This window comes from Pseudomonas sp. GM41(2012) (genome assembly GCF_000282315.2).
In the GTDB taxonomy this organism is placed as follows: domain Bacteria; phylum Pseudomonadota; class Gammaproteobacteria; order Pseudomonadales; family Pseudomonadaceae; genus Aquipseudomonas.
Window position 1 is genome coordinate 907,412 of record NZ_AKJN02000008.1, and the last position, 25,919, is coordinate 933,330.

The window sequence follows — 25,919 nt, forward strand, 5'->3', positions numbered from 1 at the left end:
GCATACGCGGGGCTGCGAACCAGAGCGTTCGGGCCGCCGGTACTGGAGAAAGAAAGCATGAGCAACTGGTTAGTAGACAAACTGATCCCTTCGATCATGCGTTCCGAGGTCAAGAAGAGCTCGGTGCCTGAAGGTCTGTGGCACAAATGCCCGTCTTGCGAGGCTGTGCTGTATCGTCCGGAGCTGGAAAAGACCCTGGACGTTTGCCCCAAGTGCAACCACCACATGCGTATCGGCGCCCGCGCCCGCATCGATATCTTCCTCGACGCTGAAGGCCGTGCCGAACTGGGCGCGGACCTGGAGCCGGTTGACCGTCTGAAGTTCCGCGACGGCAAGAAGTACAAGGATCGCCTGACCGCTGCGCAGAAGCAGACCGGCGAAAAAGACGCACTGATCTCCATGAGCGGCTCCCTGTTGGGCATACCGGTAGTGGTGTCGGCCTTCGAATTCTCCTTCATGGGTGGTTCGATGGGCGCCATCGTTGGTGAGCGTTTTGTTCGCGCTGCCAACTACGCGCTGGAAAACCGTTGCCCGATGATCTGCTTCGCCGCTTCCGGCGGTGCGCGGATGCAAGAAGCCCTGATCTCTCTGATGCAAATGGCCAAGACCTCTGCGGTGCTGGCGCGTCTGCGTGAAGAAGGCATTCCGTTCATCTCCGTACTGACTGACCCGGTCTACGGTGGTGTTTCCGCCAGTCTGGCGATGCTCGGCGACGTGATTGTCGGTGAGCCGAAAGCCCTGATCGGCTTCGCCGGTCCGCGCGTGATCGAGCAGACCGTGCGTGAAAAACTGCCGGAAGGCTTCCAGCGCAGCGAATTCCTGCTGGAACACGGTGCGATCGACATGATCATTCACCGTCAGGAACTGCGTCCGCGTCTGGGCAATCTGCTGGCACAAATGATGGGCCTGCCGACGCCGAAATTCGTCGCCGCGCCAATCGAGCCAATCGTGGTTCCACCGGTACCCGCCAACATATGATCGAACGTACCCTTGGCGAGTGGCTCGCCTACCTTGAGCAGTTGCACCCTTCGGCCATCGATATGGGCCTGGAGCGCTCGCAACAGGTAGCGTCCCGCATGGGACTGGGCAAGCCGGCGCCTCGGGTGATCACGGTCACCGGCACCAACGGCAAAGGTTCTACCTGCGCATTCGTGGCGTCGTTGCTGCGGGCGCAGGGCCTGAGCGTCGGTGTCTACAATTCTCCGCACCTGCTGCGTTACAACGAGCGGGTGCAGGTCAATGGCGTCGAAGCCACTGATGCCGAGCTGTGCGAAGCCTTTGCTGCGGTCGAGGCGGGCCGTGGCGACACTTCCCTGACGTACTTCGAAATGGGCACCCTCGCGGCGTTCTGGCTGTTTCAACACGCCAGTCTCGATGCGGTGGTGCTGGAAGTCGGGCTGGGCGGGCGTCTGGACACGGTCAATGTGGTCGATGCCGATATGGCGCTGGTCACCAGCATCGGTGTGGATCACGCGGACTATCTGGGTGATACCCGTGAATCCGTAGCGTTCGAAAAGGCCGGCATCTTCCGCCAGGGCGCGCCTGCGCTGTGTGGCGACCTGAATCCTCCACAGCCTCTGCTGGATAAAGCGCGCGAGCTCAATTGCCCGTTTTTCCTGCGTGGGCGCGATTTCGACCTCGGTATCACCGATCACAACTGGCAATGGCGCGGTCTTGACGCTCAAGGGCGTGTGGTCGAGCTGCATGATCTGCCGTTGCTCGATCTGCCGATGGAAAACGCCGCGCTGGCGTTGCAGGCTTACCTGTTGCTCGGGTTGCCTTGGGCGGATGCACACATTATTGCTGCGCTGAAAGCTACTCGGGTGGTCGGTCGCCTCGATCGCCGTCAGTTTGACTGGCAGGGCAAGCGCCTGAACCTGTTGCTGGACGTGGGGCATAACCCCCATGCGGCAGAGTATCTGGCTCGCCGTCTGGCCAGCCGTCCACCGGCCGGCAAGCGTCTGGCAGTGTTCGGACTGTTGGCAGACAAGGATCTGGATGGTGTTGTCGGTGAATTGAGTGCTAGTGTCCAGCATTGGGCCGTCGCGCCGCTGGATTCACCGCGAGCACGCCCGGTTGCCGATTTGCACGCGGCGTTGCACAACCTTGGTGCCTCGGTAACGTCCTATGACAGCGTGGCCGCCGCCCTGGAAGGGCAGTGCGCGCTGGCGACGAGCGACGACGAGATTCTGTTGTTCGGATCATTTTATTGTGTCGCCGAGGCCCTCGAATGGCTGGCCCGGCGCTCCACGGAGGAAGCGGCAAATGGCATTGCTGGATAAGGCATACAAACAGCGCATGGTCGGCGCCCTGGTTCTGGTAGCGCTGGCGGTAATTTTCCTGCCGATGCTGTTTTCCCGTCAGGATGAACAGCGTCAAGTGACGGTTGAAGCCCCGGCCGCGCCGCAAGCGCCTGCGGTGCCGCAAGTTCAGGTCGAGCCCGTGGTGGTGCCTGAGCCGCAAGCGCTGCCTCAGGAACCTGTGCCGAGTGATGATGAAATCGCTCAGCAAGAAGCACCGTCGACAGCGATTGCCCCGAGTGTACGGGTGGCGCCTGCACCTGCCGCCAAACCGGTCGCGCCAGCACCTGCGCCGGTCAACAAACCAACGGTTGCACCTAGCCAGCCCATCACGGCTGCACCGGGCAAGCCGGACACGACTCAAAGCCGCGTCGATGCCAATGGCCTGTCGGTCAGTTGGTCGGTGCAACTGGCCAGCCTGTCGAGCCGTGAAAGTGCAGAAAGCCTGCAGAAATCCCTGCGTAGCCAGGGCTATAACGCCTACATTCGTACTGCCGACGGCAAGAATCGGGTGTTTGTCGGACCGCTGATCGAGCGGGCAGAAGCTGATCGTCTGCGTGACTTGTTGAGCCGCCAGCAGAACCTCAAGGGTTTTGTTGTGCGTTTCCAGCCTGAGCGTGGCTAAAACTATCGACCTGATTTGAAATGCACTGACAATCGCAGCTTACCGATAGCCATGCGCTCTGCTAAAATGCGCCGCCTTATCCGTCTGTAGGCTGCACTGTGCCATTTACCTGGGTTGACTGGGCGATCGTTGCAATCGTCGCCATCTCCGCATTGATCAGTCTGAGCCGCGGCTTCGTCAAAGAAGCATTGTCGCTGGTGACCTGGATCATCGCAGGAGTCGTCGCCTGGATGTTCGGTGGTTCATTGTCCGAGTACCTCGCCGGATACATCCAAACGCCGTCGGCCCGTGTGATCACGGGCTGTGCCATCATGTTTGTCGCCACGTTAATCGTAGGCGCGATGATCAATTATCTTATCGGCGAATTGGTTCGCGTCACCGGGCTGTCCGGGACCGATCGATTCCTCGGCATGGCCTTCGGCGCCGCGCGTGGCGTGTTGCTGGTGGTCGTGGCGGTCGGGCTGTTGAGCCTGGGGCCGGTACAGCAGGACGGGTGGTGGAAAGAGTCACAGCTCGTGCCAAAATTTCTATTGGTTGCAGACTGGTCCAAAAACCTGATTCTGGGGTGGAGCAGTCAGTGGCTTGCCAGCGGTATCAGCGTACCCGCTGAGATACCGTTCAAGGAGCACCTCTTGCCGATGGCCAAAACGCCTCAGTGAGTTGTGTTCAGTTCAGATCCATTAAGTAGGGGTTGCGTCGCATGTGTGGCATCGTCGGTATCGTCGGTAAGTCGAACGTCAATCAGGCGCTGTATGACGCGCTAACCGTCCTCCAGCACCGCGGCCAGGACGCTGCCGGTATCGTGACCAGCCATGATGGCCGGTTATTCCTGCGCAAGGACAATGGCCTGGTACGTGACGTGTTCCATCAGCGTCACATGCAGCGCCTGGTCGGTCATATGGGTATTGGCCATGTGCGTTACCCGACCGCGGGCAGTTCGACTTCGGCCGAAGCCCAACCGTTTTACGTCAACTCGCCTTACGGCATCACCCTGGCGCACAACGGTAACCTCACCAACGTTGAGCAGCTGGCCAAGGAGATTTACGAATCTGACCTGCGCCACGTCAACACCAACTCCGATTCGGAAGTGCTGCTCAACGTGTTCGCTCACGAACTGGCCCAGCGCGGCAAGTTGCAGCCAACCGAAGAAGACGTGTTCGCCGCTGTAACTGACGTGCACAACCGTTGCGTCGGTGGTTATGCGGTTGTGGCGATGGTGACCGGTTACGGCATCGTCGGTTTCCGCGACCCGCACGGCATCCGCCCGATCGTCTTCGGTCAGCGTCACACCGACGAAGGCGTCGAGTACATGATCGCCTCCGAAAGCGTTTCCCTGGACGTGCTCGGTTTCACCCTGATTCGCGACCTGGCGCCGGGCGAAGCGGTCTACATCACTGAAGACGGCAAGCTGCACACCCGTCAGTGTGCGACCAACCCGTCCCTGACCCCGTGCATCTTCGAACACGTCTATCTGGCGCGTCCGGACTCGATCATCGACGGCGTGTCGGTCTATAAGGCACGCCTGCGCATGGGCGAGAAACTCGCCGAGAAGATTCTGCGCGAGCGTCCGAATCACGACATCGACGTGGTCATCCCGATTCCGGATACCAGCCGTACCGCGGCCCTGGAGTTGGCGAACCACTTGGGCGTCAAGTTCCGCGAAGGCTTCGTGAAGAACCGCTACATCGGCCGGACCTTCATCATGCCGGGCCAGGCTGCACGGAAAAAATCCGTACGCCAGAAGCTCAACGCCATCGAGCTGGAATTCCGCGGCAAGAACGTGATGCTGGTGGACGACTCCATCGTTCGCGGCACCACCTGCAAGCAGATCATCCAGATGGCCCGCGAAGCCGGCGCCAAGAACGTCTACTTCTGCTCCGCAGCACCGGCCGTTCGTTACCCGAACGTCTATGGTATCGACATGCCGAGCGCTCACGAGTTGATCGCCCATAACCGTTCGACCCAGGACGTGGCTGATCTGATCGGCGCTGACTGGTTGATCTATCAGGACTTGCCTGACTTGATCGAAGCGGTCGGTGGCGGCAAGATCAAGATCGAGAAGTTCGATTGCGCGGTGTTCGACGGCCAGTACGTCACCGGCGACGTCGACGAGGCTTACCTGAACAAGATCGAGCAGGCACGTAACGATGCCTCCAAGGTCAAGACGCAGGCAGTCAGTGCGATCATTGATCTGTATAACAACTGAGTAAACGAACGGCCTGTAGGAGCGAGGCTTGCCCGCGAAGCTTTTGGCGTTCCCAAAGGCCCCTTCGCGGGCAAGCCATGCTCCTACAGGCCGGTTTTGTATCCATTACCGAGTAGGGCAAGGAGTGACAGCATGAGTCAGGATTGGGATGCCGGTCGGCTGGACAGCGACCTCGAAGGCGTAGCGTTCGACACTCTGGCCGTACGCGCCGGTCAGCACCGCACGCCGGAAGGCGAACACGGTGATCCGATGTTCTTCACTTCCAGCTACGTATTCCGTACCGCCGCCGACGCGGCGGCACGTTTTGCCGGTGAAGTGCCGGGCAACGTTTACTCGCGCTACACCAACCCGACCGTGCGCGCGTTCGAAGAGCGCATTGCCGCGCTGGAAAGCGCCGAGCAAGCCGTGGCCACGGCGACCGGCATGGCCGCGATCATGGCGGTGGTGATGAGCCTCTGCAGCGCCGGTGATCACGTGCTGGTATCGCGCAGCGTATTCGGTTCGACCATCAGTCTGTTCGAGAAGTACTTCAAGCGCTTTGGTATTGAAGTCGATTACGTGCCTCTGGCGGACCTGTCCGGCTGGGATGCGGCGATCAAGGCTAATACCAAATTGCTGTTCGTCGAGTCGCCATCCAACCCGCTGGCTGAGCTGGTGGACATCGCCGAGTTGTCGAAAATCGCTCACGCCAAAGGCGCGATGCTGGTGGTCGACAACTGCTTCTGCACCCCGGCGTTGCAGCAGCCGCTGAAGATGGGCGCGGACATCGTCGTGCACTCGGCGACCAAGTTCATCGACGGCCAGGGCCGTTGCATGGGCGGTGTTGTGGCCGGTCGTAGCGAGCAGATGAAAGAAGTCGTCGGTTTCCTGCGCACTGCCGGGCCGACCCTGAGCCCGTTCAACGCCTGGATCTTCCTCAAGGGCCTGGAAACCTTGAGCCTGCGCATGAAGGCTCACTGTGCCAATGCCCAGCAACTGGCCGAATGGCTGGAGCAGCAGAAAGGCATCGAGAAAGTCCATTACGCCGGTCTCAAAAGCCATCCGCAGCATGAGCTGGCGCTGCGTCAGCAGAAAGGCTTTGGTGCGGTCGTGAGTTTCGAGGTCAAGGGCGGCAAAGAGGGCGCCTGGCGCTTTATCGATGCGACCCGTCTGATTTCCATCACCGCCAACCTCGGTGACAGCAAAACCACCATTACGCACCCAGGCACCACCTCTCACGGCCGTCTGGCGCCGCAAGAGCGTGAAGCCGCGGGCATTCGTGACAGCCTGATCCGCATCGCGGTCGGTCTGGAAGACGTGGCAGACCTGCAAGTCGATCTGGCGCGCGGGTTGGCTGCCTTGTGATCGAGTTGTCCACGCCAGGCACTGGCACCAATGGCCGCGTTGCACTGGTCACGGGTGCTGCGCGGGGCATTGGTCTGGGGATCTCGGCCTGGCTGATCAGCGAAGGCTGGCAGGTGGTGCTGACTGATCTTGATCGAGTGCGCGGTTCGAAAGTGGCGAAGGTGCTCGGCGACAACGCCTGGTTCATCGCCATGGACGTCTCGAACGAAGGGCAGGTGGCATTGGGCGTCGCCGAAGTGCTGGGGCAGTTCGGGCGTCTGGATGCGCTGGTGTGCAACGCGGCGGTTGCCGATCCGCACAACATCACCCTTGAGAGCCTGGATCTGGCGTACTGGAATCGGGTGCTGGCGGTGAACCTCAGTGGGCCGATGCTGTTGGCCAAGCACTGTGCGCCGTACCTGCGTGCTCACAGCGGCGCGATCGTCAACCTGGCCTCGACCCGCGCCGGGCAGTCGGAACCCGACACCGAGGCTTATGCGGCGAGCAAGGGCGGTCTGTTGGCCCTGACTCATGCCTTGGCGATCAGCCTCGGGCCGGAAATCCGCGTCAATGCGGTCAGCCCGGGCTGGATCGATGCGCGGGATCCCTCCGCACGTCGTGCCGAACCTCTGACCGATGCCGATCATGCCCAGCATCCGGCGGGCAGGGTAGGGACGGTCGAGGATGTGGCAGCGATGGTCGCCTGGCTGTTGTCGAAGAACGCCGGTTTTGTCACGGGCCAGGAGTTCGTGGTCGATGGCGGCATGACCAAGAAGATGATTTACAGCGAGTAATTCGAGCAGGAGCCGCGACAGCGGCGGCTTGAGGTTGCAGGCGGCCATTGGCAGCGTTGCGGGAAATGACATGATTTTGTCTTTTTCAGAAAAACTTCAAGCGGGGTATTGACTTAGCTTCGGTACCTGCGTAAATTTCGCGGCCTCGGAGATGCAAACGGGTGATTAGCTCAGCTGGGAGAGCGTCTGCCTTACAAGCAGAATGTCGGCGGTTCGATCCCGTCATCACCCACCACTTCCGAGAGTCTTGCGAAAGCAAGATGGAAGCTTTTAAAAGCCTCCACCGACGCGCAGCGGTAGTTCAGTCGGTTAGAATACCGGCCTGTCACGCCGGGGGTCGCGGGTTCGAGTCCCGTCCGCTGCGCCATATTTTCCGAGTCAGAGTTTGTTCTGGTTCGAGATTGAAAGCCTCGAAGCTTTCAGTCAGACGAGTTACTTGGACGCAAGTCCAAAGCGATACGCAGCGGTAGTTCAGTCGGTTAGAATACCGGCCTGTCACGCCGGGGGTCGCGGGTTCGAGTCCCGTCCGCTGCGCCATATCTGCCTCAAGGCCCGCTGAACGCCTTGGAGCTACGAAGAAAGCTGCTGGTAAAGCCAGTGTCTACTTCGAGTCGATAGCAAAGACCCTGGTCGAAAGACCGGGGTTTTTTGTGTCTGCGATTTGGCTTTTCTCCTTGCCCCGCAACCATGGGCATTCGCATCTGCCAGCCAAATGCGGCCGTGTATCGATTTCTTACTCCTCTCGACAATTTCCCTCAATAACGCTCGGCCCTGACTAACCGGTGGCTGCGTGGCAGAAACCCCAGTCTTTCATTCGCGTATTCAAGTTTTTCCTCGGGGCAAAACGCATAAAGCGCTTGGTTTGACGTATCAACACTAATTAGAATGAGTCGCATTTAAAATATTTCTTCGCGCAGGGTTCCTTTAGATGAGTGATGCAGCGATGCCGGCGGCGCAAACCTTCCACGACCTGTACCGCGACCATCGTGGCTGGCTCGAAAGCTGGTTGAGACGACGCATGAGCAATGGCCATGATGCGGCGGACTTGAGCCAGGATACGTTCGTGCGTTTACTCGCCAGCTCCCAGCACATCGCTGACCTGCAAGAACCCCGCGCCTATCTGGCGACGGTCGGCAAGCGACTGCTCACCAATTTCTATAAGCGCCGCAGCCTGGAACAGGCCTACCTCAGTGCGCTGGCGCTGCTGCCTGAGGACTGCGTGCCGTCTCCCGAGCAACGCTGGTTGCTGCTGGAAACCCTGCAAGCCCTGGATGAATTGCTCGATGGATTGCCGACTGCGGTGCGACGAGCGTTTCTCTGGAGCCAGTTGGAGGGTTTGGGCTATCACGAGATTGCTGAACGCCTGCAAGTCTCGGAGCGCACGATCAAGCGCTACATGGCGCAAGCCTATGAACATTGCCTGCTGGTGGAATTGTGATCGGTTCGCCACCTTCGGCTGAAGCCCGGCAAGTCGTGCGGGCTGCCGCTCAATGGCTGGCACTCATGGAATCAGGCGCCGCCAACGAACGCGATCATGCCAATCTGCAGCACTGGCGTGACAGCCATCCCAGTCACGAACAGGCCTGGCAGAAAGCTCAGCTTCTGCGCCAACGCTTTGCCGACCTGCCGTCGGCACTGGCCATGGCCAGCCTGGATCGGCCGCAGACGAGTCGGCGCACGGTGCTCAAGCGCGCCGTCGGGGCGGTGGCGCTGGTGCCAACTGCCTGGCTGATCAGCCGGCAGCTACCTCTGGACGTCTGGCGCGCTGACCTGCGAACCGCGACCGGGGAGGGTAAAAAAGTCCAGTTGGCGGATGGCAGCTCGCTGCAATTGAACACCGCGAGTGCCGTCGATATCGACCTGAAGAATCGGCGACTGACACTCGTGGAAGGCGAAATAGCGCTGAATGTGCCCGGCATATCGCCGCTGACGATCCAGACGCACTTCGGGCAAGTGGTCGTCAGTCAGAGCGAAGTGTGCGTTCGTCAGGGGCAGGCGGGGTGCAAGGTGTCAGTGCTTAAAGGCGCGGTGCAATTGCAGCCTTTGCGCGGACCGGTCTTTTCATTGCGTGCAGGCCAGCAAGTCAGCCTTCAGGCAATGGGGGCCGGACGCCTCGAACCTTTCGACGTGCTTGCCCCAGGCTGGCGCGACGGCGTGTTGATGGCGCAGAACCAGCCCCTGGGCGATTTTTTGCGCGAGCTCAGCACCTATCGTCCGGGATTGTTGCGCTGGGAACCGGAACTCGAATCCCTGCGCGTCACCGGCAGTTTCCGTCTGGAAGACACCGATCGCATCCTGACGTTGCTAGCGGCCAGCTTGCCGCTGGAGGTGCATAGGCGAACCCGCTACTGGGTCACGTTGCTGCCGCGCAAAAATAGTGTCTGAGGCCTGTCCCCTTTTTTCGCGTCGCTTGTCATTCAAGGCAAGTGAAACGAAATCAGAGAGATTCTCAATGCCCGTAGTGATGCCCTGCAGTATGCGTCTGGGTTCTTCCAGGCTGCGCCCGTTGTTGCACTTGAGTCTGATGTTGAGTCTGAGTGCCTGTCCGTTGTTCATCACTGCCGGTTGGGCCGAAGACGCGCCTCGACGCAGTTACCAGGTGCCGGCAGGAAGCCTCAGTGCAGCGTTGACCCGTTTCGCCGGACTGGCCGGGGTCAATCTGTCAGTGGACCCGGCACTGGTGGGCAGTCGCACCAGCCCTGGACTTTCCGGCGAATACGCGGTCGAGGAGGGCTTTGCCCGACTGCTGCAGGGTTCCGGTCTGCAACTGCAGCCGGTGGGCGAAGAGGCGTACATCCTGACCCCGGCGCCAGAAGGCAGCAGCCTGCAACTGGGCGCCACCTCGATTGTCGGTGCCACTGACTCGGAGCACGGCGATCCGTATGCCGGCGGCCAGGTTGCGCGCCGTGGTTCGCAAGGCCTGCTGGGCTCGAAAGACTTTATGGAAACGCCGTTCAGCATGACCACCTACACCAGTGAGGTGGTCAAAAACCAACAGGCGCGGACCTTGGGCGACCTGATCGCCAACGATCCTTCGGTTCGTGCCACCAACCCGGCGGGTGGGCGCTATGAGCAGTTCACCATTCGAGGGTTGAGCCTGTTCAACAGTGATGTTTCCTACAACGGCCTCTACGGCGTCCTGCCGACCTATACGATCGACATGGAGATGGCCGACCGCGTCGACGTCCTCAAAGGCCCGAGCCAGCTCATCAACGGCATCTCGCCGCGGGGCAGCGTGGGTGGCGGGATCAACGTGGTGCCCAAGCGCGCGACCGACAAGCCCATCACTTCATTCACCGGCAGTTACGCGTCCGACAGCCAGGTCGGCGGTGCCGTGGATGTCGGCCGGCGCTTTGGTGAAGACAACAAGTTCGGTCTTCGTTTCAACGGCGTGAAGCAGTCCGGCGACACCGAATGGGATCACCAGAATGTCGACCGCGAGATGGCCGTGCTGGGCCTGGATTTCCGCGGTGAACGCCTGCGACTCTCGACGGACATCGGGCGCACCGAACGTGATACCGACGCACCGCAGGAGCGCGTACAGGTTGGCCCTAACGCGCAGGTTCCGCATGCCAGCGATGTGCGCCGCAACTATGCGCAGCCCTGGAGCAAGGCGAGTACCAACGACACGTTCGGCATGGTGAACGCTGAATTCGATGTCAACGATTCCGTCATGCTGTATGGCGGCGTGGGCGCGCGCAAAAGTAACCATGACTTCCTTCGACATGCCGTTTCGGTCACCAACGACGCCGGCAATTTCAGCGTTCAACCGCGTGACTTCACCCGTGACGAAAATGTCCGGACGGCCACAGCGGGAGTGCGCAACTGGTTCCATACCGGCCCGGTAAGCCATGAAGTCAACCTGGCCGCCAGCTATTACTACATGGACTTTGAAAACGGCGGCGCCCGTTATGCCTCGGCCAACAGCAACATCTATAACCCCGTGGTAACACCAACGCCGGTCAGGCCCACGCGACAGGATTCGGAGGTCTATACCGAAAACCGTTCCACCGGCGTGGCGTTGTCCGACACTCTGGGTTTCTTCGATGACCGGCTGCTGCTGACCCTCGGCGCCCGCTGGCAGCGAGTGAAGGTTGACGACTGGACCGATAACGTCAGAGGCGACACCGGCTACGACGAGGAAAAGGTTTCGCCGTCAGGCGGCATCCTGTTCAAGGCCACCGACAAGCTGTCGCTGTATGCCAACTATATGGAAGGCCTGAGCCAGGGCAAGATCGCACCGTCGACCTCGGTGAACGAGGACGAGATCTTCCCGCCGTTCATCAGCCGCCAGGTCGAAGTCGGCGCCAAGTATGACGCCGGTGCGTTCGCCGTCACCGCCGCCGTGTTCCGTATCAAGCAGCCGGCCTACGAGACCAACGCCATCACGCGCGTCTTCGGCCCGAACGGCAAACGTGAGAACACGGGTGTGGAACTGAGTGTGTTCGGTGAACCGCTCGATGGTTTCCGTCTGCTCGGCGGTGTCATGTACATCGACAGCGAGTTGAAGGACACCACCAATGGCACCTTCGACGGCAACCGGGCACCGGCCACGCCGAAATACAACGTCAACCTGGGCGCCGAGTGGGACGTGCCGACTGTACAGGGCCTGACCTTGACCAGCCGCGGCATCTATTCCAGCTCACAGTACCTGGACCAGTCCAACGTTAAGGAAATCGACTCCTGGGAGCGTTTCGACGTGGGCGCACGCTACGCGTTCAAGGTCGACGAAACGAACGTCACTGTGCGTGCGAATGTCGAGAACGTGGCGGACAAGCGCTACTGGAGTTCGGCCGGGGCCTCGGATGACAGTGAGCCTGGCTTGACGCTGTCGACCCCGCGCACGTACCTCCTTTCGGCGACTGTCGACTTCTGATTCACCTGTGTCATGCGCCCCAGGGACCGGGGGCGTCTTGGTTGGACCTTGACCTGATTCGTATAGAGGAAGGACATATGCACACCCTCAGTTAATGAACAATCAAGACACTTGCGTATAAGTCGCTATCTGTCGGTGGCTTATATGTAAGTTGTCAACTGCATTACAAAAACATGGCCAGATCATGGCACTTCCGGAGTTTATACCAGGTTTATTAACTTGGTTTTTTGCGTGCCTGATTATTTTTAAAGTAGTTCAAATCGCTATATGTAAATTTCCAAATTGGTTGTAAGAATTAGTTGCAACAACTTGTTAATGAGAATAAGTTGCATATCGAATTTAACGAGGGTGAAACGATGTTGAATGATGGCGTATTGCACTCTAATCCTTTGCAAAAAACCAATGCCGACTATCTGGCTCGACAAAGCAAGTTCGAATCTAATGTACGCAGTTATCCACGCAAGTTACCACTAGCGATCGCCAAGGCGCACGGGCTCTGGGTGACTGATGTCGAGGGCAATACTTACCTCGACTGTCTGGCCGGCGCCGGCACTTTGGCCCTGGGGCACAATCATCCGGCCGTCATGGCCAGCCTTGACAGCTTCCTCGCCTCAGGCCTGCCGATGCATACCCTGGACCTGACCACCGCGGTCAAGGACGCTTTCAGCGAAACCTTGCTCAGTCTGTTGCCGAACCAGGGCCGTGATTATTGCCTGCAATTTTGCGGGCCGTCCGGGGCGGATGCAGTGGAGGCCGCGCTGAAACTGGCCAAGACCTACACCGGGCGCAACAACATCATCAGTTTCTCCGGGGCCTACCATGGCATGACCCACGGCGCCCTGGCCCTGACCGGCAACACTGCGCCGAAAAATGCCATCGCGAGCCTGATGCCTGGGGTGCAGTTCATGCCGTACCCCCACGAATACCGTTGCCCGCTGGGCATTGGCGGTGAGGCCGGGGTCGAGGCCTTGACCCACTATTTCACCCAGTTCATCGAAGACGTCGAAAGCGGCGTATCACTGCCGGCGGCGGTGATCCTTGAAGCCGTGCAGGGCGAGGGCGGGGTCAACTGTGCCCCGGCGAGCTGGCTGCGGGCGGTCCGCGAAGTGACGCGCAAACACGGCATCCTGCTGATCCTCGACGAAGTGCAGACCGGTTTCGCCCGCACCGGCAAGATGTTTGCCTTCGAACACGCCGACATCGAGCCGGACCTGATCGTGATGTCCAAAGCGGTCGGTGGCGGTTTGCCCATGGCAGTGCTGGGCATCCGTCGTGAATTCGACGCCTGGGAGCCAGGCAATCACGCCGGCACCTTCCGCGGCAACCAGATGGCCATGGCCGCCGGGCTGGCCACGTTGCAGGTGCTGCAACAGCAAAACCTCGCCGCCGAGGCCGAGCGCCAAGGCCAGTGGCTCAAAGACCGACTGGTCGAGTTGCAGGCGCATTATCCGGCCCTTGGCCAGGTGCGCGGTCGCGGCCTGATGCTGGGCATCGAGATTGTTGACGAGCGCCAACCGGCGGATCGTCACGGGCATTTCCCGACGGACCCGGCGCTGGCCGTGGCCATCCAGCAACAGTGCTTCAAACAAGGCCTGTTGCTGGAACGCGGCGGACGTAAGGGCAATGTCATTCGCTTGTTGCCACCCTTGATTATCGACGATGAACAATGCCAGCAAGTCATCCAGCGTTTTGATAACGCGATGGCGGCAGCGTTATTACAGTTGCGCCCTTGAATGAATCAATCGAAGTTGCGTTAGCAGTTCGCCGAATTGCAGTTTGATGACAGCGCTGAAAGTAACTTTGATGGTCGTCTGATTGTTTAAAAAAGGTTCAGTGAAGTGATGTCGTTACGTGGGGTTTCGTCGGCTGTTAAACAGGCCGATCAGCAACTAATTTTTTCGCCATATAACGTGTCCAGTGGCCTCGCGGGCTACTGTGGAGCACCCATGAATCATCCAGATCGCAGTGTTTTATCGAATATGGTCAGTGAATTGGCAACGACGCGCGCGTTGCTTAATTGTTTGATCAAAGAGTTCGCCCTGCCGGAAAACTGCCTCAGTTACAGTTGGCCGACGCAGATGCAAGGTATCGCCCCGGGCAGTTACCTCGAGGGTCTGGAATGGAAGGGCATTCCCCTGACCATCAGCCTGCCCAACCAGCAGCAGTTCTTTGTGATGGTGGACCGCCGTGATGGTCTGGGCAGTCACCGTTACCTGTCGGACGTTTATGCCCGGCGTGGCGAGGGCGACTGGTCGTGCCTGAGGTTTGCCGAGTTCGTGGGGCAGTTGCTCGCGGCGTGCGAACACATGACCCGCGCCAGCAACGACGAGTTGCTGGATCAGGTGTTGCAAAGCCAGTTGCTGACCGCGGCCATCGTCGGCCACAACATGGACGGCCAGCACCCGGCACCGCTCAGCGGTTACCTCGCCAGCGAGCAGGGCTTGTGGTTCGGTCATCCGAACCACCCGGCACCCAAGGCGCGCCTGTGGCCAGCTCATCTGGCCCAGGAAACCTATGCCCCGGAATTCCAGGCCCGCACGCCGTTGCACCTGTTCGAGGTGCCGCTGGAAGGATTGAACGTCGGGGCCAACGACCTGAGCAAAGCCCAAGTGCTGGCCGGTTTTGCCGATCAAGCGCAGGCGCGGCCAGGGCACGCGGTTATCTGCATGCATCCGGTACAGGCCCAGCTGTTCATGCAGGATGGCCGGGTTCAGCGTTTGTTGAAATCCGCGGCCATCGTCGACCTTGGCGCCACAGGGCTGATGGCCAACCCCACGGCGTCCATCCGTACCTGGTACATCGAGGGCCATGAGTTCTTCATCAAGGGCTCGCTGAACGTGCGCATCACCAACTGCGTCAGGAAAAACGCCTGGTACGAACTGGAAAGCGCACTGATGATCGACCGGGTCTTTCGTAACCTCCAATTGACCCAGCCCGAAACCCTTGGCGGGCTTTCGGTGGTGGCCGAGCCGGGCAATCTGAGCTGGGCGCCGCAACAGGCCAGCGAAGCCGATAACCACTGGTTCCGCGAACAGACCGGGGCGATCCTGCGGGAGAACTTCTGCCTCGACACCGGCACCGACTGCAGCATCATGGCCGGTACGTTGTTCGCTCGTGGTCTGCATTTACCGCCGTTGGTGCATGAGTTCCTGAGCCGGTTCAACGGCAATGACATCGACGATCAACAGCTGTTGAGCTGGTTCGACGACTATCAGGCGCTGTTGCTACGGCCGGTGCTGGCGCTGTTCTTCAACCACGGCATCGTCATGGAGCCGCACTTGCAGAACAGCGTGCTGGTGCATGACAACGGTCGTCCACAACGCTTGCTGCTGCGGGATTTCGAAGGGGTCAAACTGACCGACGAACTGGGTGCTTCCCGGATCGACGCAGACGTTCATCCACGGGTGCGCGAGTCGCTGCTCTATTCCCGCCAGCAAGGCTGGAATCGCATCGTCTATTGCCTGTTCGTCAACAACTTGTCCGAGGCGGTACTGGCCCTGAGCTGGGAACGTCCGCACCTGGCGCCGCTGATGTGGCAACGGGTCGAGCAGCAATTGATCAGCATCCGCGCCGAATTGACCCGCGCTGCGCCAGAGTTGGACGCACTGATCGCCGGTCAGCCGATTGCCTGCAAAACCAACCTGAAAGTGCGCCTGGCGGCCAAGGCCGATCGCCAGGCCAGCTACGTCAGTCTGGTGTCCCCGTGGGGCAAGGAGGCCAAGCATGGATAAGCTGCCCGAAGCAGTATTGGCTGCGATCGACGAAGCCCGCACGCAGCACGAAGATCCGCTCGCGCTGTTCATCTATGACCTGGACGCGCTGAAACAGCACGTGACGCAGGTGATGGCGGCGCTGCCCGAAGGCGTAGAGCTTTACTACGCGATCAAGGCCAACAGTGAGCCGCAAATCCTCGCCACCGTCGCGTCGTTGGTGCACGGCTTCGAGATTTCCTCCGGCGGCGAGATCGATCGTCTTCAGGCCTGCCCGACGCGCAAGCCATTCATCTTCTCCGGCCCCGGCAAACTGGACTCCGATCTGCGTTCGGCGTTGCAACATCAGGTCGAAGCGATTCACATCGAAAGCCTGAATGAAATCGTCCGTCTGCAACGACTGGCACTGGAAGCGGGGCGCGTGCAAGACGTCTTGCTGCGGATCAACCCCGAACTGCCTTCACCGCTCTCCAGCAAACTGGCGATGGCCGGCACGGCCACACCATTCGGGATCGATGAGTCGGAACTGGCCCAAGCGGTCAGTTGGGTCGATAACGCCAGCCACCTGCGGCTCAAGGGCTTCCATGTGCATGCGATGTCCCATCAGTCGCTGGTGGAACGCCATGAACAATTGCTCGATCTGTACCTGCAGCGCTGGCCGCAATGGAAAGCGTTGTCGGCCGATCCCGCGGCGATCACTCACCTCAATGTGGGCGGTGGCATCGGGGTCAATTACCTCGGACCGCAGCAATTCGATTGGCAGCGCTTGTGTACGCATTTGGGGCAGAGCCTTGCAGCCTGCGCTGATGCACCCATCGTGCGTTTTGAGCCCGGTCGTTTCATCAGCGCCTTCTGCGGTTATTACGCCATTGAAGTGCTGGACAGGAAAACCAGTCACGGCAAGCATTTCCTGGTCTGTCGTGGCGGGACTCATCAGTTCCGTTTGCCGGTTGCCCAGGGGCATGATCACCCGGTCATTCATCTGCCCCGGCATCGCGTAACGCCATCGGCGCCACAACAGGAGTGGACCGTCGTTGGGCAGCTCTGTACGCCCAAGGATGTGCTGAGCCGCGATTGCCCGCTCACGGACGTGGAGATCGGCGACATGCTGGTGCTGCCGCTGGCCGGCGCCTATGGCTACAACATTTCCCACGCTGATTTCCTCTGTCATCCGCGACCGCCGCAGGTGTTTGTGCAACAGGCCGGAGTCGCCCCGTGGGATTGACGTTTGCCGTGCCGCGCTGGTTGGTGGTGGTCAATGTGCTGTTGGGCACGCTGACGGTCAGCCTGAACAACAGCTCATTGAATCCGGCGTTGCCGGCGTTCATGGAAGCCTTTGATATCGGTCCGCTGTTGGCCACCTGGATTGTCGCAGCGTTCATGGTGAGCATGGGCATGACCATGCCCCTCACCAGTTTTCTCAGCCAGCGGATGGGGCGCAAATCCCTGTATTTGTGGGGCGTGGCGTTGTTTGTCTGCGGTTCGTTGCTGGGGGCGTTGGCCAACTCCATCGCGCTGGTGATCGCCGCGCGTGTGGTGCAAGGCATTGCCAGCGGGCTGATGATTCCGCTGTCGCTGGCGATCATTTTTTCGGTGTACGCCAAGGGCGAGCGGGGCAGGGTCACCGGCCTGTGGGGCGCGGCGGTCATGCTGGCGCCGGCATTGGGGCCTTTGTGCGGGAGCCTGATGCTGGAGTGGTTCAGTTGGCGCTCGCTGTTCCTGATGAATGTGCCGATTGGCCTGCTGGCGCTGATCCTTGGCGTCGGCGTGCTGCCGGTTTCCGAAGCATCGGAACGCAAACCTTTCGACCTGGCGGGTTACCTGTTGATCGCGGCGGGCATCGGCCTGCTGATGATTGCCGTTGGCCGTCTGCGCCATGCCGAAGCCCTCGCTGATCCGCTCAACCTTGGCATGCTGCTGGCGGCGATTCTGTGCCTGGTCGCGTTTGTACGACTGGAACTGAACCGGACTTCGCCGCTGCTCAACCTGCGCATCTTTGCCCTGCGCGGTTATCGCTTGAGCGTGATCATCGCCGTGGTGCAGTCGGTCGGCATGTTCGAATGCCTGGTCCTGCTGCCGCTGTTGGTGCAAGTGGTGATGGGCTACAGCGCTATCTGGACCGGCCTGTCGCTGCTGTGCACGGCGATGTTCGCCAGCCTGTTCGGGCATCTCGGCGGCAAGTGGCTGGACCGACACGGCCCGCGCGGTGTGGTGCTCTGGGGGCTGTTGCTGACAGGGGGCGCCACGCTGGGATTGGGCATGCTGGGGGCTGGCGCTTCAATCGGTGTGGTGTTTTTTCTGATGATGGTCCGCGGCGCCGGGCTGGGCCTTTCCTATATCCCCATCACCACCGCCGGGCTCGATGCGCTGCCTGAACCGATGGTCACCCAAGGCGCGGCGATGAACAACATTTCCCGTCGTCTCGTCTCGTCGCTGGCCATCGTGGTTGCCTCCCTGTGGCTGGAATTGCGCCTGACTGCCGAGACCGGGAGCGGGGTGGTTTCGATGGCCAGCTCGGGGGCGATCAGCGAGGTCTTCATCGCCACCGGCATCCTCATCCTGCTGGCATTGCCCTGTGCCTGGCGTTTTCCCGTTCACGCATCCGACGAGCCGGCCGAGGCATTGCCCTCAGCCCTCGAACACCGTTAATTCTTTCATGGACAAGGTTATGACTATGGCGACTTCTTCACAGGCAACACATCAGGCTGCGGATTCTGCGCCAGGCGTCTGGCTGGCGACGGCCGATCCGCGCCACTATCAGCAAGTGGAACAACGCGTGGTGGGCCAGCTGCTGCAAACGCTGCTGTATGAAAACGTCCTGCCGTATCGCCATTCGCCCCTCGATGGCGGCCAGTACCGTTTTGTTGTCAGCGGCATCGACGCGCAGCAACAACCGGTGGAGTACCACTGCAACGGATTGCTCAGCGAAAGCTTTGAGCTGATCCGCGTCGACTATGCCAGTCTCGAACGTGTTGACGCGTTGGGCGCGCGCCGCCGGCCGCACCTTCATCAAGCATTGGCGGAACTGCTGAGCGAACTTCAGGACAGCCCGCACCTGCCACGCTTCACCCATGAGCTTGAACAAACGATGCTCAAGGATCTGCAATCGCGCAGTCAGGGTTACCAAGCGGCCAAGCCAACCCATCAACTGGATGTCGATGCGCTGGAACAGCACTTCATGGACGCCCACAGCTATCACCCTTGCTACAAATCGCGTATCGGTTTCTCGCTGAAAGACAACGCGAGCTACGGACCGGAATTTGCCGCGCCTATTGCCATCGTCTGGCTGGCAGTGGCGAAAACCTGCGGGGCGATGAACATCTCGCGGCACCTGAAGTACGACGATTTTATCCAGCAGGAATTCGGACTTCAGCGCTGGCAGCAACTGGCTGAAAGCCTCACCGATCAAGGCAAGGCGATGGGCGATTACTGGCTGATGCCGGTGCACCCGTGGCAGTGGGAAAACATCATTGTTCCGGTGTTCTACCCGGAGCTGGTCAGCGGTGAAGTGATCCATCTGGGCACCACGGATGACCGTTATCAGGCGCAACAGTCGATCCGCACCCTGGCCAACGTCACTGAGAAAAAGCGGCCTTACGTCAAGCTCGCGCTGAGCATGACCAACACCTCCAGCACCCGAATTCTGGCCCGGCATACGGTGATGAACGGCCCGATCATCACCGACTGGTTGCAGCAGTTGATCGGGAGCGACAGCACCGCCCGCGACCTTGGCTTTGTGATTCTCGGCGAAGTGGTCGGCGTCAGCTTTGACTACGATCACCTGCCCGCCACGCGGATGTCCCAGGCCTACGGCACGATGGGCACCCTGTGGCGCGAGAGCATTCACCAGTACCTGCAAGACGATGAGCAAGCGGTGCCATTCAATGGCTTGAGCTCCGTGGACAATCGCTACGGCAGCGGTGAACAGAAGCCGTTTATCGATGCCTGGATCAAGCAATACGGCCTGCACGCCTGGACCCGTCAACTGTTGCAGGTGGCGGTGTCGCCGATCATTCACATGCTCTACGCCGAAGGCATCGGCATGGAATCCCATGGGCAGAACATCGTCTTGATCGTGAAGCAGGGCTGGCCGCAACGTATTGCCCTGAAAGACTTCCATGACGGCGTGCGCTATTCGCCGCAACACCTGGGGCGCCCCGATCTGTGCCCGACCCTGGTGCCGCTGCCCGCCAGCCACGCCAAGCTCAATCGCAACTCGTTCATCCTCACCGACGACCTGGATGCGGTCCGGGATTTTTCCTGTGATTCGTTCTTTTTCATCGCCCTGGCCGAGATGGCGATCTTCCTGCATCAGCACTATCAGCTCGAAGAGGCTCTGTTCTGGCAGATGACTGCCGAGGTCATCACTGCTTACCAGGCTGAACATCCGCAACACCGTCCGCGTTATGCAGCGTTTGATGTGTTCGCGCCGTTCTATGAAGTCGAAGAACTGACCAAGCGCCGTCTGCTGGGCGACGGCGAACGTCGTTTCAAATCGGTGCCGAATCCGCTACACGCGTTCCGGCCGCAATCATGCTGAGGACCAATCTGCTCAAGCAGAAGCTCAGAACAGGTGAGCCGGTCTACGGCCTGATCAGCTCGATTCCGTCGCCAGCGGCCATCGAACTGATTGCCGAAGCGGGTTTTGATTTTGTGATCATCGATATGGAACACGTGCTGATCAATCCCGAGACCGTGGAGAACATGATCCGCACCGCCGAGAGTTACGCGCTGACCCCGCTGGTGCGGGTGTCGGACCTCAACCCGAAAACCTTGCTGCGCCTGCTCGATGGCGGCGCCCAGGGCATTGTGTTGCCGATGATCGAAGGCCCCGAGCCCTTGGCCGAAAGCATTCGTGCCTGCAAATACCATCCGCAGGGCACCCGCAGCCTGAATGCCGGGCGCCCCGGTGCGTTTGGCAAACACAGCCTGGCGGAGTACGTCGCGCTGGCCAACGAGCAAATCATGGTCGTGGCGATGATCGAAAGTGCCGAAGGTGTGCGGCGGGCGGCAGAGATTGCCGCCGTGCCCGGCCTCGACATGATCCTCGAAGGGGCCGCCGACTTATCGCAATCGATGGGCATGCCCTGGCAGATCGACCGACCCGAGGTGCAGCAAGCGCTGCTCGCCAGTTGGCAAGCGGCGTGTGCCGCGGGCGTGCCGTATTGCGCGATTCCACGTCAGCCGGGCGACCACCAACGATGGTTGGCTCGGGGCGTAAAAAGTTTTGTTTTGGGTGACGAGCGTGGCATCGCTTTTCGTGCCCTCCAGGCCAAATTGGCCGCCACTTCAGCAGAAGGAAAATAATCGGATGAACTTCACCACAATGGCCGCCGACAAGGTGATGCAGGATCTGGTCGATTGTTTGCTGGCCGAACATTTTTTCGGGACCGAGCCGCTGAGCCTGGTGGCGCCTTCGTCATCGGCCGATCAGCCGTTTACCGGGTTGAGCGCCGAACAACGGATCTGGGAATGGCCCATCGATCCCCAGGGGTGCATCGTCATTGCACTGCGTCCCGGCATTACCCAGCAATGGGAAAAAGTACCGGGCACGCCGGTTTGGGCGCGGCAGAATGACCAGCTGACCGCGCTGTCACCCGAGGCTTTCACGACCCAGGTGTTGGCCGGGATGACCGATCGCTACCCGGACAATGAAAAAGGCTTCGCCCTGTTTCTGGATGTGCTGCGCACCAGCGTCCGGCAAACCGAGTTGTCCCTGGCCCATCGGGTTAACAGCGAACGCTTGCTGGAAAAGAGCAACGCGGACTTCTTCCTGGCGATGGAGCAGTGGGCTTCGTTGCGTGATCGTCCCTACCACCCGCTGGCCAAAGCCAAGCAGGGTTTGGACGACGCGGAATATCAGCAGTATCAGGCGGAATTTGCCCGTCCGGTGGCGCTCAATTGGGTCGCGGTCGACCGCACATTGCTGCAATGCGGTGACGGTGTGACGGACCTGGCGCAGAGTTATCCCGCCCACTACCTGTTGCCGCCGCTGCTAAAGGCCAACTTGCAACAAGAGCTGCAGCAGCGGGGCATTGCCCAGAGCCACATCGCGCTGCCGGTGCACCCGTGGCAGTTCGAACACGTGCTGGAAGCGCAACTCGGCGACGCGTTCGCCAAGGGTGACTGCCATCGACTGGACTTCACCGACGGTGATTTTTTCGCCACCTCGTCGTTGCGCTCGATGACCCCGTGCTTCAACAGCGCCGATTACCTCAAGTTGCCGATGGCGATCTATTCGCTGGGTGCTTCGCGTTATCTGCCCGCAGTAAAAATGATCAACGGCGGCTTGAGCGAGGCGCTGCTGCGCCAGGCACTGAGCAAGGATCAAACGCTGCTGCAGTCGCTGCACCTGTGCGACGAAACCAAATGGTGGGCGTTCATGCCGCCAGACGCGACGCTGTTCGACGAAGCGCCGCGTCACTTGTCGGCCATGGTTCGCGGCTATCCGCCTGCGCTGCTCGAAGATCCAGACACCCGACTGGTGCCCATGGCGGCATTGGGCACACCGCTGCCGGGTAGCAATCAACACTTCTTCGATGACTGGATGGCCTACCGTCAACTGCCGGCCAACGCTGCGTCGGTGATGACCCTGTTCCGCGAGTTGTGCCACAGCTTCTTCGATATCAATCTGCGGATGTTCCGCATCGGCATGCTGGGGGAAATTCACGGGCAGAACGCGGTGCTGGTGTGGAAGGCCGGTTACGCCCAGGGCTTGCTGTTGCGCGATCACGATTCGTTGCGCATCTTCGTGCCGTGGCTGGAACGCAACGGCTTGGCTGATCCGGCTTACCGGTTGAAGAAGGGGCACGCCAACACGCTGTACCACGATCGGCCTGAAGACCTGCTGTTCTGGTTGCAGACCCTGGGTATTCAGGTCAACCTCCGCGCCATTATCGATACGCTGGCTGAGGTCTACGCATTGCCGGCGACCGGGTTGTGGACGGCGATGGGTGAACTGCTCAACGAGTTGATCGACACCATCGAGTTTGACGCCGAGGCGCGGATCATGATCAAGCACCAGCTATTCGAAGCGCCACATTGGCCGCAAAAATTGCTGCTCACCCCGATGATCGAACGCGCGGGCGGCCCTGGCAGCATGCCGTTTGGCAAAGGGCTGGTGGTCAACCCGTTTCACCGGCTCGATCGTAATGCCTGAACCGCGACGTGAACCCTCCAGGCGCACGCTGTTGCGCCTGTCCCTGGGGGCGCTCGCCCTCAGGTTTTCCGCGCCGGCGTGGGCCGAGGCTGGCGCCGCGCCGTTGCGGGTGATCACTTTGTTTCAGGGCGCCACCGACTGCGCCGTGGTGTTGGGCGTAACCCCGTGTGGCGTTGTCGATTCCTGGAGCGAAAAACCGACCTATCGCTATTTGCGCACGGCACTGGGCGCTGTGCCCCATGTCGGGCTGGAGACCCAGCCCAGCCTTGAAGACATCGCGCTGCTCAAGCCGGACTTGATCGTTGCCTCACGCTTTCGCCATGAGCGCATTGCGCCGTTACTCAAGCAGATCGCCCCGGTGCTGATGCTGGAGGAAGTGTTTGAATTCAAAAAGACCCTGGCGTTGATGGGCGCTGCATTACACCAGCAACAAAGGGTCGACGAGATTCTGAATCGATGGCAGCAGCGCGTGGCGCAGCTGTGTCAGCAACTGCGGCAGACATTTGCCGGACGCTGGCCTCCCACGGTGTCGATTCTGGACATCCGCGAAGACCACATCCGCAGTTACCTGCCAGCGAGTTTTCCGGGCTCGGTGCTCACCGAGCTGGGATTCAACTGGAGTGACAGCAGCCGGGAGGCGAGCGGGGTGTCGATCAAACTCACCAGCAAAGAAAGCCTTGCGGTGGTGAATGCCGACATCTTTTTTGTCTTCCTGCGCGCGCAGAACGCGGCGGTGCAGCGCAACTACGAGAGCCTGGTGCAACACCCGCTGTGGAAGCAGATGCGTGCCCCGCAGCAAGGACAGGTGTGGCAAGTCGATGGCGTCGCGTGGAGTCTGTCGGGCGGGATGTTGGGGGCCAACCTGATGCTCGACGACGTGGCCCGCGTGGCCGCCGCGCAGGTGGCCTCATGAGCCCGGGAGTAAAGCTGTGCAGCGCGGGTGTCGTGTTGCTGCTGTGCTGCGTGTTGAGCCTGGCGGTCGGTGCCACCTGGATTCCACTGCCGCAGATTGCCGCGGCGTTTGTCGATCCTGACCCATTGAGCATCAATCATGTGCTGGTGACCACCACGCGCCTGTCGCGCACCCTGATGGCGATTTCCGTTGGCGCCAGCCTGGCGGTCGCGGGCGCACTGATGCAGGCACTGACGCGCAATCCACTGGCATCACCCGGGTTGTTCGGGATCAATGCCGGTGCGACCTTTTTTATCATCCTGTTTTCCTCGATCTTCTCGCTGTCATCCCCGGATGCCTGGCTATGGTCGGCGTTCATTGGCGCTGGCGTGGCGGGTTGCCTGGTGTGGCTGATCGGCAACATGGGGCAAGGCAGTCTCAGTCCGCTGCGCATCGTGCTGGCGGGCGCGGCGATCGCCGCGTTGTTCTCCGCCTTCAGCCAGGCGCTGCTGGTGGTGAATCAGGATGGACTGGACACGGTGCTGTTCTGGATGGCCGGTTCACTGACCGAACGCAGCCTGTCGACCGCTGCGCCGTTGTTGCTGTGCGCTGTGCTCGGGTTGGCGGGGGCGCTGTTGCTGGCCGGGCAGCTCAACGTGCTGAACGCCGGGGAAGAAATTGCTACGGGGTTGGGGCAGCGAACCGGCCTGATCCGGCTGCTGATGAGCATGCTGGTGATCTGTCTCGCAGGCAGCGCGGTGGCGTTGGCCGGCAGCATTGGTTTTATCGGTCTTCTGGTACCGCACATGGTGCGCAAGGGGTTGTCCATCGACCATCGCTGGTTGCTGCCCGGTTGCGCGCTGCTCGGCGCCATTTTGCTGCTGTTGGCGGATACGTTGTCGCGGGTTTTGATCTTGCCTCAGGAGGTGCCGGTAGGGGTGATGACGGCGCTGTTCGGTGCACCGTTTTTCATCATGTTGGCCCGGCGTGGAGGTCGTTATGGATAGGGTGGTGACCTGGCGCCGGGGCGGGTATTCCCGGCGGGTCAACCTCTCCACGTGGTGGCGGTTGGCGGCGGCGCTGGTGCTGACGGTGCTGGTGATGCTCGGCTCGTTGTCGCTGGGGAAAGTCATCCTCTCGCCCCTCGAGGTGATGCGAATCCTGTTTTCCAGCCAGGACGCCAGTCTGACGTTGATCGTCGAGCAACTGCGTTTTCCACGCATTGTGCTGGCGGCGCTGGTGGGGGCTGCGTTGTCGGTGTCCGGGCTGATCCTGCAAAGCATCATCCGCAACCCGCTGGCATCGCCGGACCTGCTGGGCATCACCAGCGGTGCCAGCGCCGCCGCCGTGCTTTATCTGTCGTTCTTGTCGGCGACGCTGGGTCAACAGTTTTTGCCCCTGGCCGCGATGCTCGGTGCGGCTCTGGCGACACTGGCCATTTATCTGCTGGCCTGGAAGCAGGGGACCTCGCCACTGCGGCTGGTGCTGATTGGCGTGGGCGTCTCGGCGATGTTGACCGCCGCGACCACCTTCATTCTGGTGTTCAGTCCGCTGACCACCACCTTGTCTGCCTACGTCTGGCTGACCGGCAGCGTGTACGGCGCCAGTTGGCCCGAACCGCTGGCGCTTGCGAGCTGGTTGCTGGGCATTTGCCCGCTGCTGGTGCTGCTGGCCCGTCAGGTGATGGTGCAACAGTTGGATGACAACCTGGCCCAGGGCATCGGCGTGCGCGTGCAATGGCTGCGGGCCGGTTTGTTGCTGGTGAGTGTGGCGTTGGCCGGTGCGGCCATTGCCTGGGGTGGGGCGATCGCGTTTGTCGGGCTGATCGCGCCGCATATTGCCAAACGCCTGGTAGCCCCTGGTTTCGCTGGGCAGGCCGTGATGGCAGCCCTGATTGGCGCAAACCTGGTGATGCTGGCGGACCTGGTCGGGCGCACGCTGTTCCTGCCCCTGGATCTACCGGCCGGGATCTTTGTCGCGGTGCTGGGCACGCCCTTTTTTCTCTATTTATTGATTAAACAGCGTCATTAAGGA

20 protein-coding genes and 3 tRNA genes are annotated in these 25,919 nt (G+C 60.6%); all 23 read left to right on the top strand.

What is annotated here, in order from left to right; all coding sequences use genetic code 11:
* Window positions 1-57: 57 nt before the first annotated feature.
* The 23 genes from accD (at window position 58) to PMI27_RS04235 (ending at window position 25,916) form a co-directional block, all read left to right on the top strand.
* Window positions 58-978 (top strand): acetyl-CoA carboxylase, carboxyltransferase subunit beta, encoded by a 921-nt coding sequence (gene accD, locus PMI27_RS04330; protein WP_008145593.1) that lies wholly within the window; start codon window positions 58-60, stop codon window positions 976-978.
* Window positions 975-2,282 carry a bifunctional tetrahydrofolate synthase/dihydrofolate synthase gene (gene folC, locus PMI27_RS04325; protein ID WP_008145594.1) on the top strand — a complete coding sequence of 436 codons (1,308 nt, stop codon included), beginning with the start codon at window positions 975-977 and terminating at the stop codon, window positions 2,280-2,282. Before accD ends, folC begins: the two co-directional genes overlap by 4 nt.
* Window positions 2,266-2,925 (top strand): SPOR domain-containing protein, encoded by a 660-nt coding sequence (locus PMI27_RS04320; protein WP_008145595.1) that lies wholly within the window; start codon window positions 2,266-2,268, stop codon window positions 2,923-2,925. Before folC ends, PMI27_RS04320 begins: the two co-directional genes overlap by 17 nt.
* Before the next feature lie 98 nt (window positions 2,926-3,023).
* On the top strand, window positions 3,024-3,584 hold the full coding sequence (locus PMI27_RS04315) for a CvpA family protein (RefSeq protein WP_008145596.1): 561 nt from the start codon (window positions 3,024-3,026) through the stop codon (window positions 3,582-3,584).
* A 41-nt stretch (window positions 3,585-3,625) separates the two neighbouring features.
* Window positions 3,626-5,131, top strand: a complete 1,506-nt coding sequence (gene purF, locus PMI27_RS04310) for an amidophosphoribosyltransferase (protein WP_008145601.1) — start codon at window positions 3,626-3,628, stop codon at window positions 5,129-5,131.
* A gap of 132 nt (window positions 5,132-5,263) precedes the next feature.
* A complete protein-coding gene (locus tag PMI27_RS04305) occupies window positions 5,264-6,475 on the top strand; it encodes an O-succinylhomoserine sulfhydrylase (protein WP_008145602.1) in 1,212 nt (403 codons plus the stop codon).
* The gene (locus PMI27_RS04300; RefSeq protein WP_008145603.1) at window positions 6,472-7,248 is read left to right on the top strand and encodes an SDR family oxidoreductase; all 777 of its coding nucleotides are present in this window, start codon (window positions 6,472-6,474) and stop codon (window positions 7,246-7,248) included. Before PMI27_RS04305 ends, PMI27_RS04300 begins: the two co-directional genes overlap by 4 nt.
* Window positions 7,249-7,407: 159 nt before the next feature.
* Window positions 7,408-7,483, top strand: a tRNA-Val gene (locus PMI27_RS0229825).
* Between the two features lie 55 nt (window positions 7,484-7,538).
* Window positions 7,539-7,615, top strand: a tRNA-Asp gene (locus tag PMI27_RS0229830).
* 93 nt (window positions 7,616-7,708) lie between these two features.
* Window positions 7,709-7,785, top strand: a tRNA-Asp gene (locus PMI27_RS0229835).
* 391 nt (window positions 7,786-8,176) lie between these two features.
* Complete coding sequence (locus PMI27_RS04295) at window positions 8,177-8,686, top strand: sigma-70 family RNA polymerase sigma factor (RefSeq protein WP_008145604.1); 510 nt, start codon at window positions 8,177-8,179, stop codon at window positions 8,684-8,686.
* Entirely contained in the window at window positions 8,683-9,633 is a 951-nt protein-coding gene (locus tag PMI27_RS04290; RefSeq protein WP_008145605.1) for a FecR domain-containing protein, read from the top strand. Before PMI27_RS04295 ends, PMI27_RS04290 begins: the two co-directional genes overlap by 4 nt.
* 67 nt (window positions 9,634-9,700) lie before the next feature.
* A complete protein-coding gene (locus PMI27_RS04285) occupies window positions 9,701-12,124 on the top strand; it encodes a TonB-dependent receptor (protein ID WP_008145606.1) in 2,424 nt (807 codons plus the stop codon).
* Between the two features lie 356 nt (window positions 12,125-12,480).
* Window positions 12,481-13,857, top strand: coding sequence for a diaminobutyrate--2-oxoglutarate transaminase (locus tag PMI27_RS04280; protein ID WP_008145607.1), 1,377 nt, complete (start codon window positions 12,481-12,483; stop codon window positions 13,855-13,857).
* A gap of 213 nt (window positions 13,858-14,070) precedes the next feature.
* Window positions 14,071-15,855 carry an IucA/IucC family protein gene (locus PMI27_RS04275; protein ID WP_008145608.1) on the top strand — a complete coding sequence of 595 codons (1,785 nt, stop codon included), beginning with the start codon at window positions 14,071-14,073 and terminating at the stop codon, window positions 15,853-15,855.
* Complete coding sequence (locus PMI27_RS04270) at window positions 15,848-17,059, top strand: type III PLP-dependent enzyme (RefSeq protein WP_008145609.1); 1,212 nt, start codon at window positions 15,848-15,850, stop codon at window positions 17,057-17,059. The genes PMI27_RS04275 and PMI27_RS04270 overlap by 8 nt, the downstream gene beginning before the upstream one ends.
* Window positions 17,056-18,483, top strand: a complete 1,428-nt coding sequence (locus PMI27_RS04265) for a DHA2 family efflux MFS transporter permease subunit (RefSeq protein ID WP_033053576.1) — start codon at window positions 17,056-17,058, stop codon at window positions 18,481-18,483. The genes PMI27_RS04270 and PMI27_RS04265 overlap by 4 nt, the downstream gene beginning before the upstream one ends.
* 25 nt (window positions 18,484-18,508) lie before the next feature.
* Complete coding sequence (locus tag PMI27_RS04260; RefSeq protein ID WP_177327880.1) at window positions 18,509-20,374, top strand: IucA/IucC family protein; 1,866 nt, start codon at window positions 18,509-18,511, stop codon at window positions 20,372-20,374.
* Complete coding sequence (locus PMI27_RS04255; protein WP_008145616.1) at window positions 20,368-21,141, top strand: HpcH/HpaI aldolase family protein; 774 nt, start codon at window positions 20,368-20,370, stop codon at window positions 21,139-21,141. The genes PMI27_RS04260 and PMI27_RS04255 overlap by 7 nt, the downstream gene beginning before the upstream one ends.
* A 4-nt stretch (window positions 21,142-21,145) precedes the next feature.
* The gene (locus tag PMI27_RS04250; protein ID WP_008145617.1) at window positions 21,146-22,993 is read left to right on the top strand and encodes an IucA/IucC family protein; all 1,848 of its coding nucleotides are present in this window, start codon (window positions 21,146-21,148) and stop codon (window positions 22,991-22,993) included.
* Entirely contained in the window at window positions 22,986-23,906 is a 921-nt protein-coding gene (locus tag PMI27_RS04245) for an ABC transporter substrate-binding protein (RefSeq protein WP_008145619.1), read from the top strand. The genes PMI27_RS04250 and PMI27_RS04245 overlap by 8 nt, the downstream gene beginning before the upstream one ends.
* Entirely contained in the window at window positions 23,903-24,892 is a 990-nt protein-coding gene (locus PMI27_RS04240) for a FecCD family ABC transporter permease (RefSeq protein WP_008145621.1), read from the top strand. Before PMI27_RS04245 ends, PMI27_RS04240 begins: the two co-directional genes overlap by 4 nt.
* Window positions 24,885-25,916, top strand: coding sequence for a FecCD family ABC transporter permease (locus tag PMI27_RS04235; protein ID WP_008145622.1), 1,032 nt, complete (start codon window positions 24,885-24,887; stop codon window positions 25,914-25,916). Before PMI27_RS04240 ends, PMI27_RS04235 begins: the two co-directional genes overlap by 8 nt.
* Window positions 25,917-25,919 lie beyond the last annotated feature (3 nt).

Excerpts from the sequence above, each read along its gene's own strand:
- PMI27_RS04240 (WP_008145621.1), top strand. The coding sequence starts at position 23,903 with ATGAGCCCGGGAGTAAAGCTGTGCAGCGCGGGTGTCGTGTTGCTGCTG.
- PMI27_RS04275 (WP_008145608.1), top strand. The coding sequence starts at position 14,071 with ATGAATCATCCAGATCGCAGTGTTTTATCGAATATGGTCAGTGAATTG.
- accD (WP_008145593.1), top strand. The coding sequence starts at position 58 with ATGAGCAACTGGTTAGTAGACAAACTGATCCCTTCGATCATGCGTTCC.
- PMI27_RS04270 (WP_008145609.1), top strand. The coding sequence starts at position 15,848 with ATGGATAAGCTGCCCGAAGCAGTATTGGCTGCGATCGACGAAGCCCGC.
- PMI27_RS04235 (WP_008145622.1), top strand. The coding sequence starts at position 24,885 with ATGGATAGGGTGGTGACCTGGCGCCGGGGCGGGTATTCCCGGCGGGTC.
- folC (WP_008145594.1), top strand. The coding sequence starts at position 975 with ATGATCGAACGTACCCTTGGCGAGTGGCTCGCCTACCTTGAGCAGTTG.
- PMI27_RS04245 (WP_008145619.1), top strand. The coding sequence starts at position 22,986 with ATGCCTGAACCGCGACGTGAACCCTCCAGGCGCACGCTGTTGCGCCTG.
- PMI27_RS04295 (WP_008145604.1), top strand. The coding sequence starts at position 8,177 with ATGAGTGATGCAGCGATGCCGGCGGCGCAAACCTTCCACGACCTGTAC.
- PMI27_RS04280 (WP_008145607.1), top strand. The coding sequence starts at position 12,481 with ATGTTGAATGATGGCGTATTGCACTCTAATCCTTTGCAAAAAACCAAT.
- PMI27_RS04305 (WP_008145602.1), top strand. The coding sequence starts at position 5,264 with ATGAGTCAGGATTGGGATGCCGGTCGGCTGGACAGCGACCTCGAAGGC.
- PMI27_RS04255 (WP_008145616.1), top strand. The coding sequence starts at position 20,368 with ATGCTGAGGACCAATCTGCTCAAGCAGAAGCTCAGAACAGGTGAGCCG.
- PMI27_RS04320 (WP_008145595.1), top strand. The coding sequence starts at position 2,266 with ATGGCATTGCTGGATAAGGCATACAAACAGCGCATGGTCGGCGCCCTG.
- PMI27_RS04285 (WP_008145606.1), top strand. The coding sequence starts at position 9,701 with ATGCCCGTAGTGATGCCCTGCAGTATGCGTCTGGGTTCTTCCAGGCTG.
- PMI27_RS04250 (WP_008145617.1), top strand. The coding sequence starts at position 21,146 with ATGAACTTCACCACAATGGCCGCCGACAAGGTGATGCAGGATCTGGTC.
- purF (WP_008145601.1), top strand. The coding sequence starts at position 3,626 with ATGTGTGGCATCGTCGGTATCGTCGGTAAGTCGAACGTCAATCAGGCG.
- PMI27_RS04260 (WP_177327880.1), top strand. The coding sequence starts at position 18,509 with ATGGCGACTTCTTCACAGGCAACACATCAGGCTGCGGATTCTGCGCCA.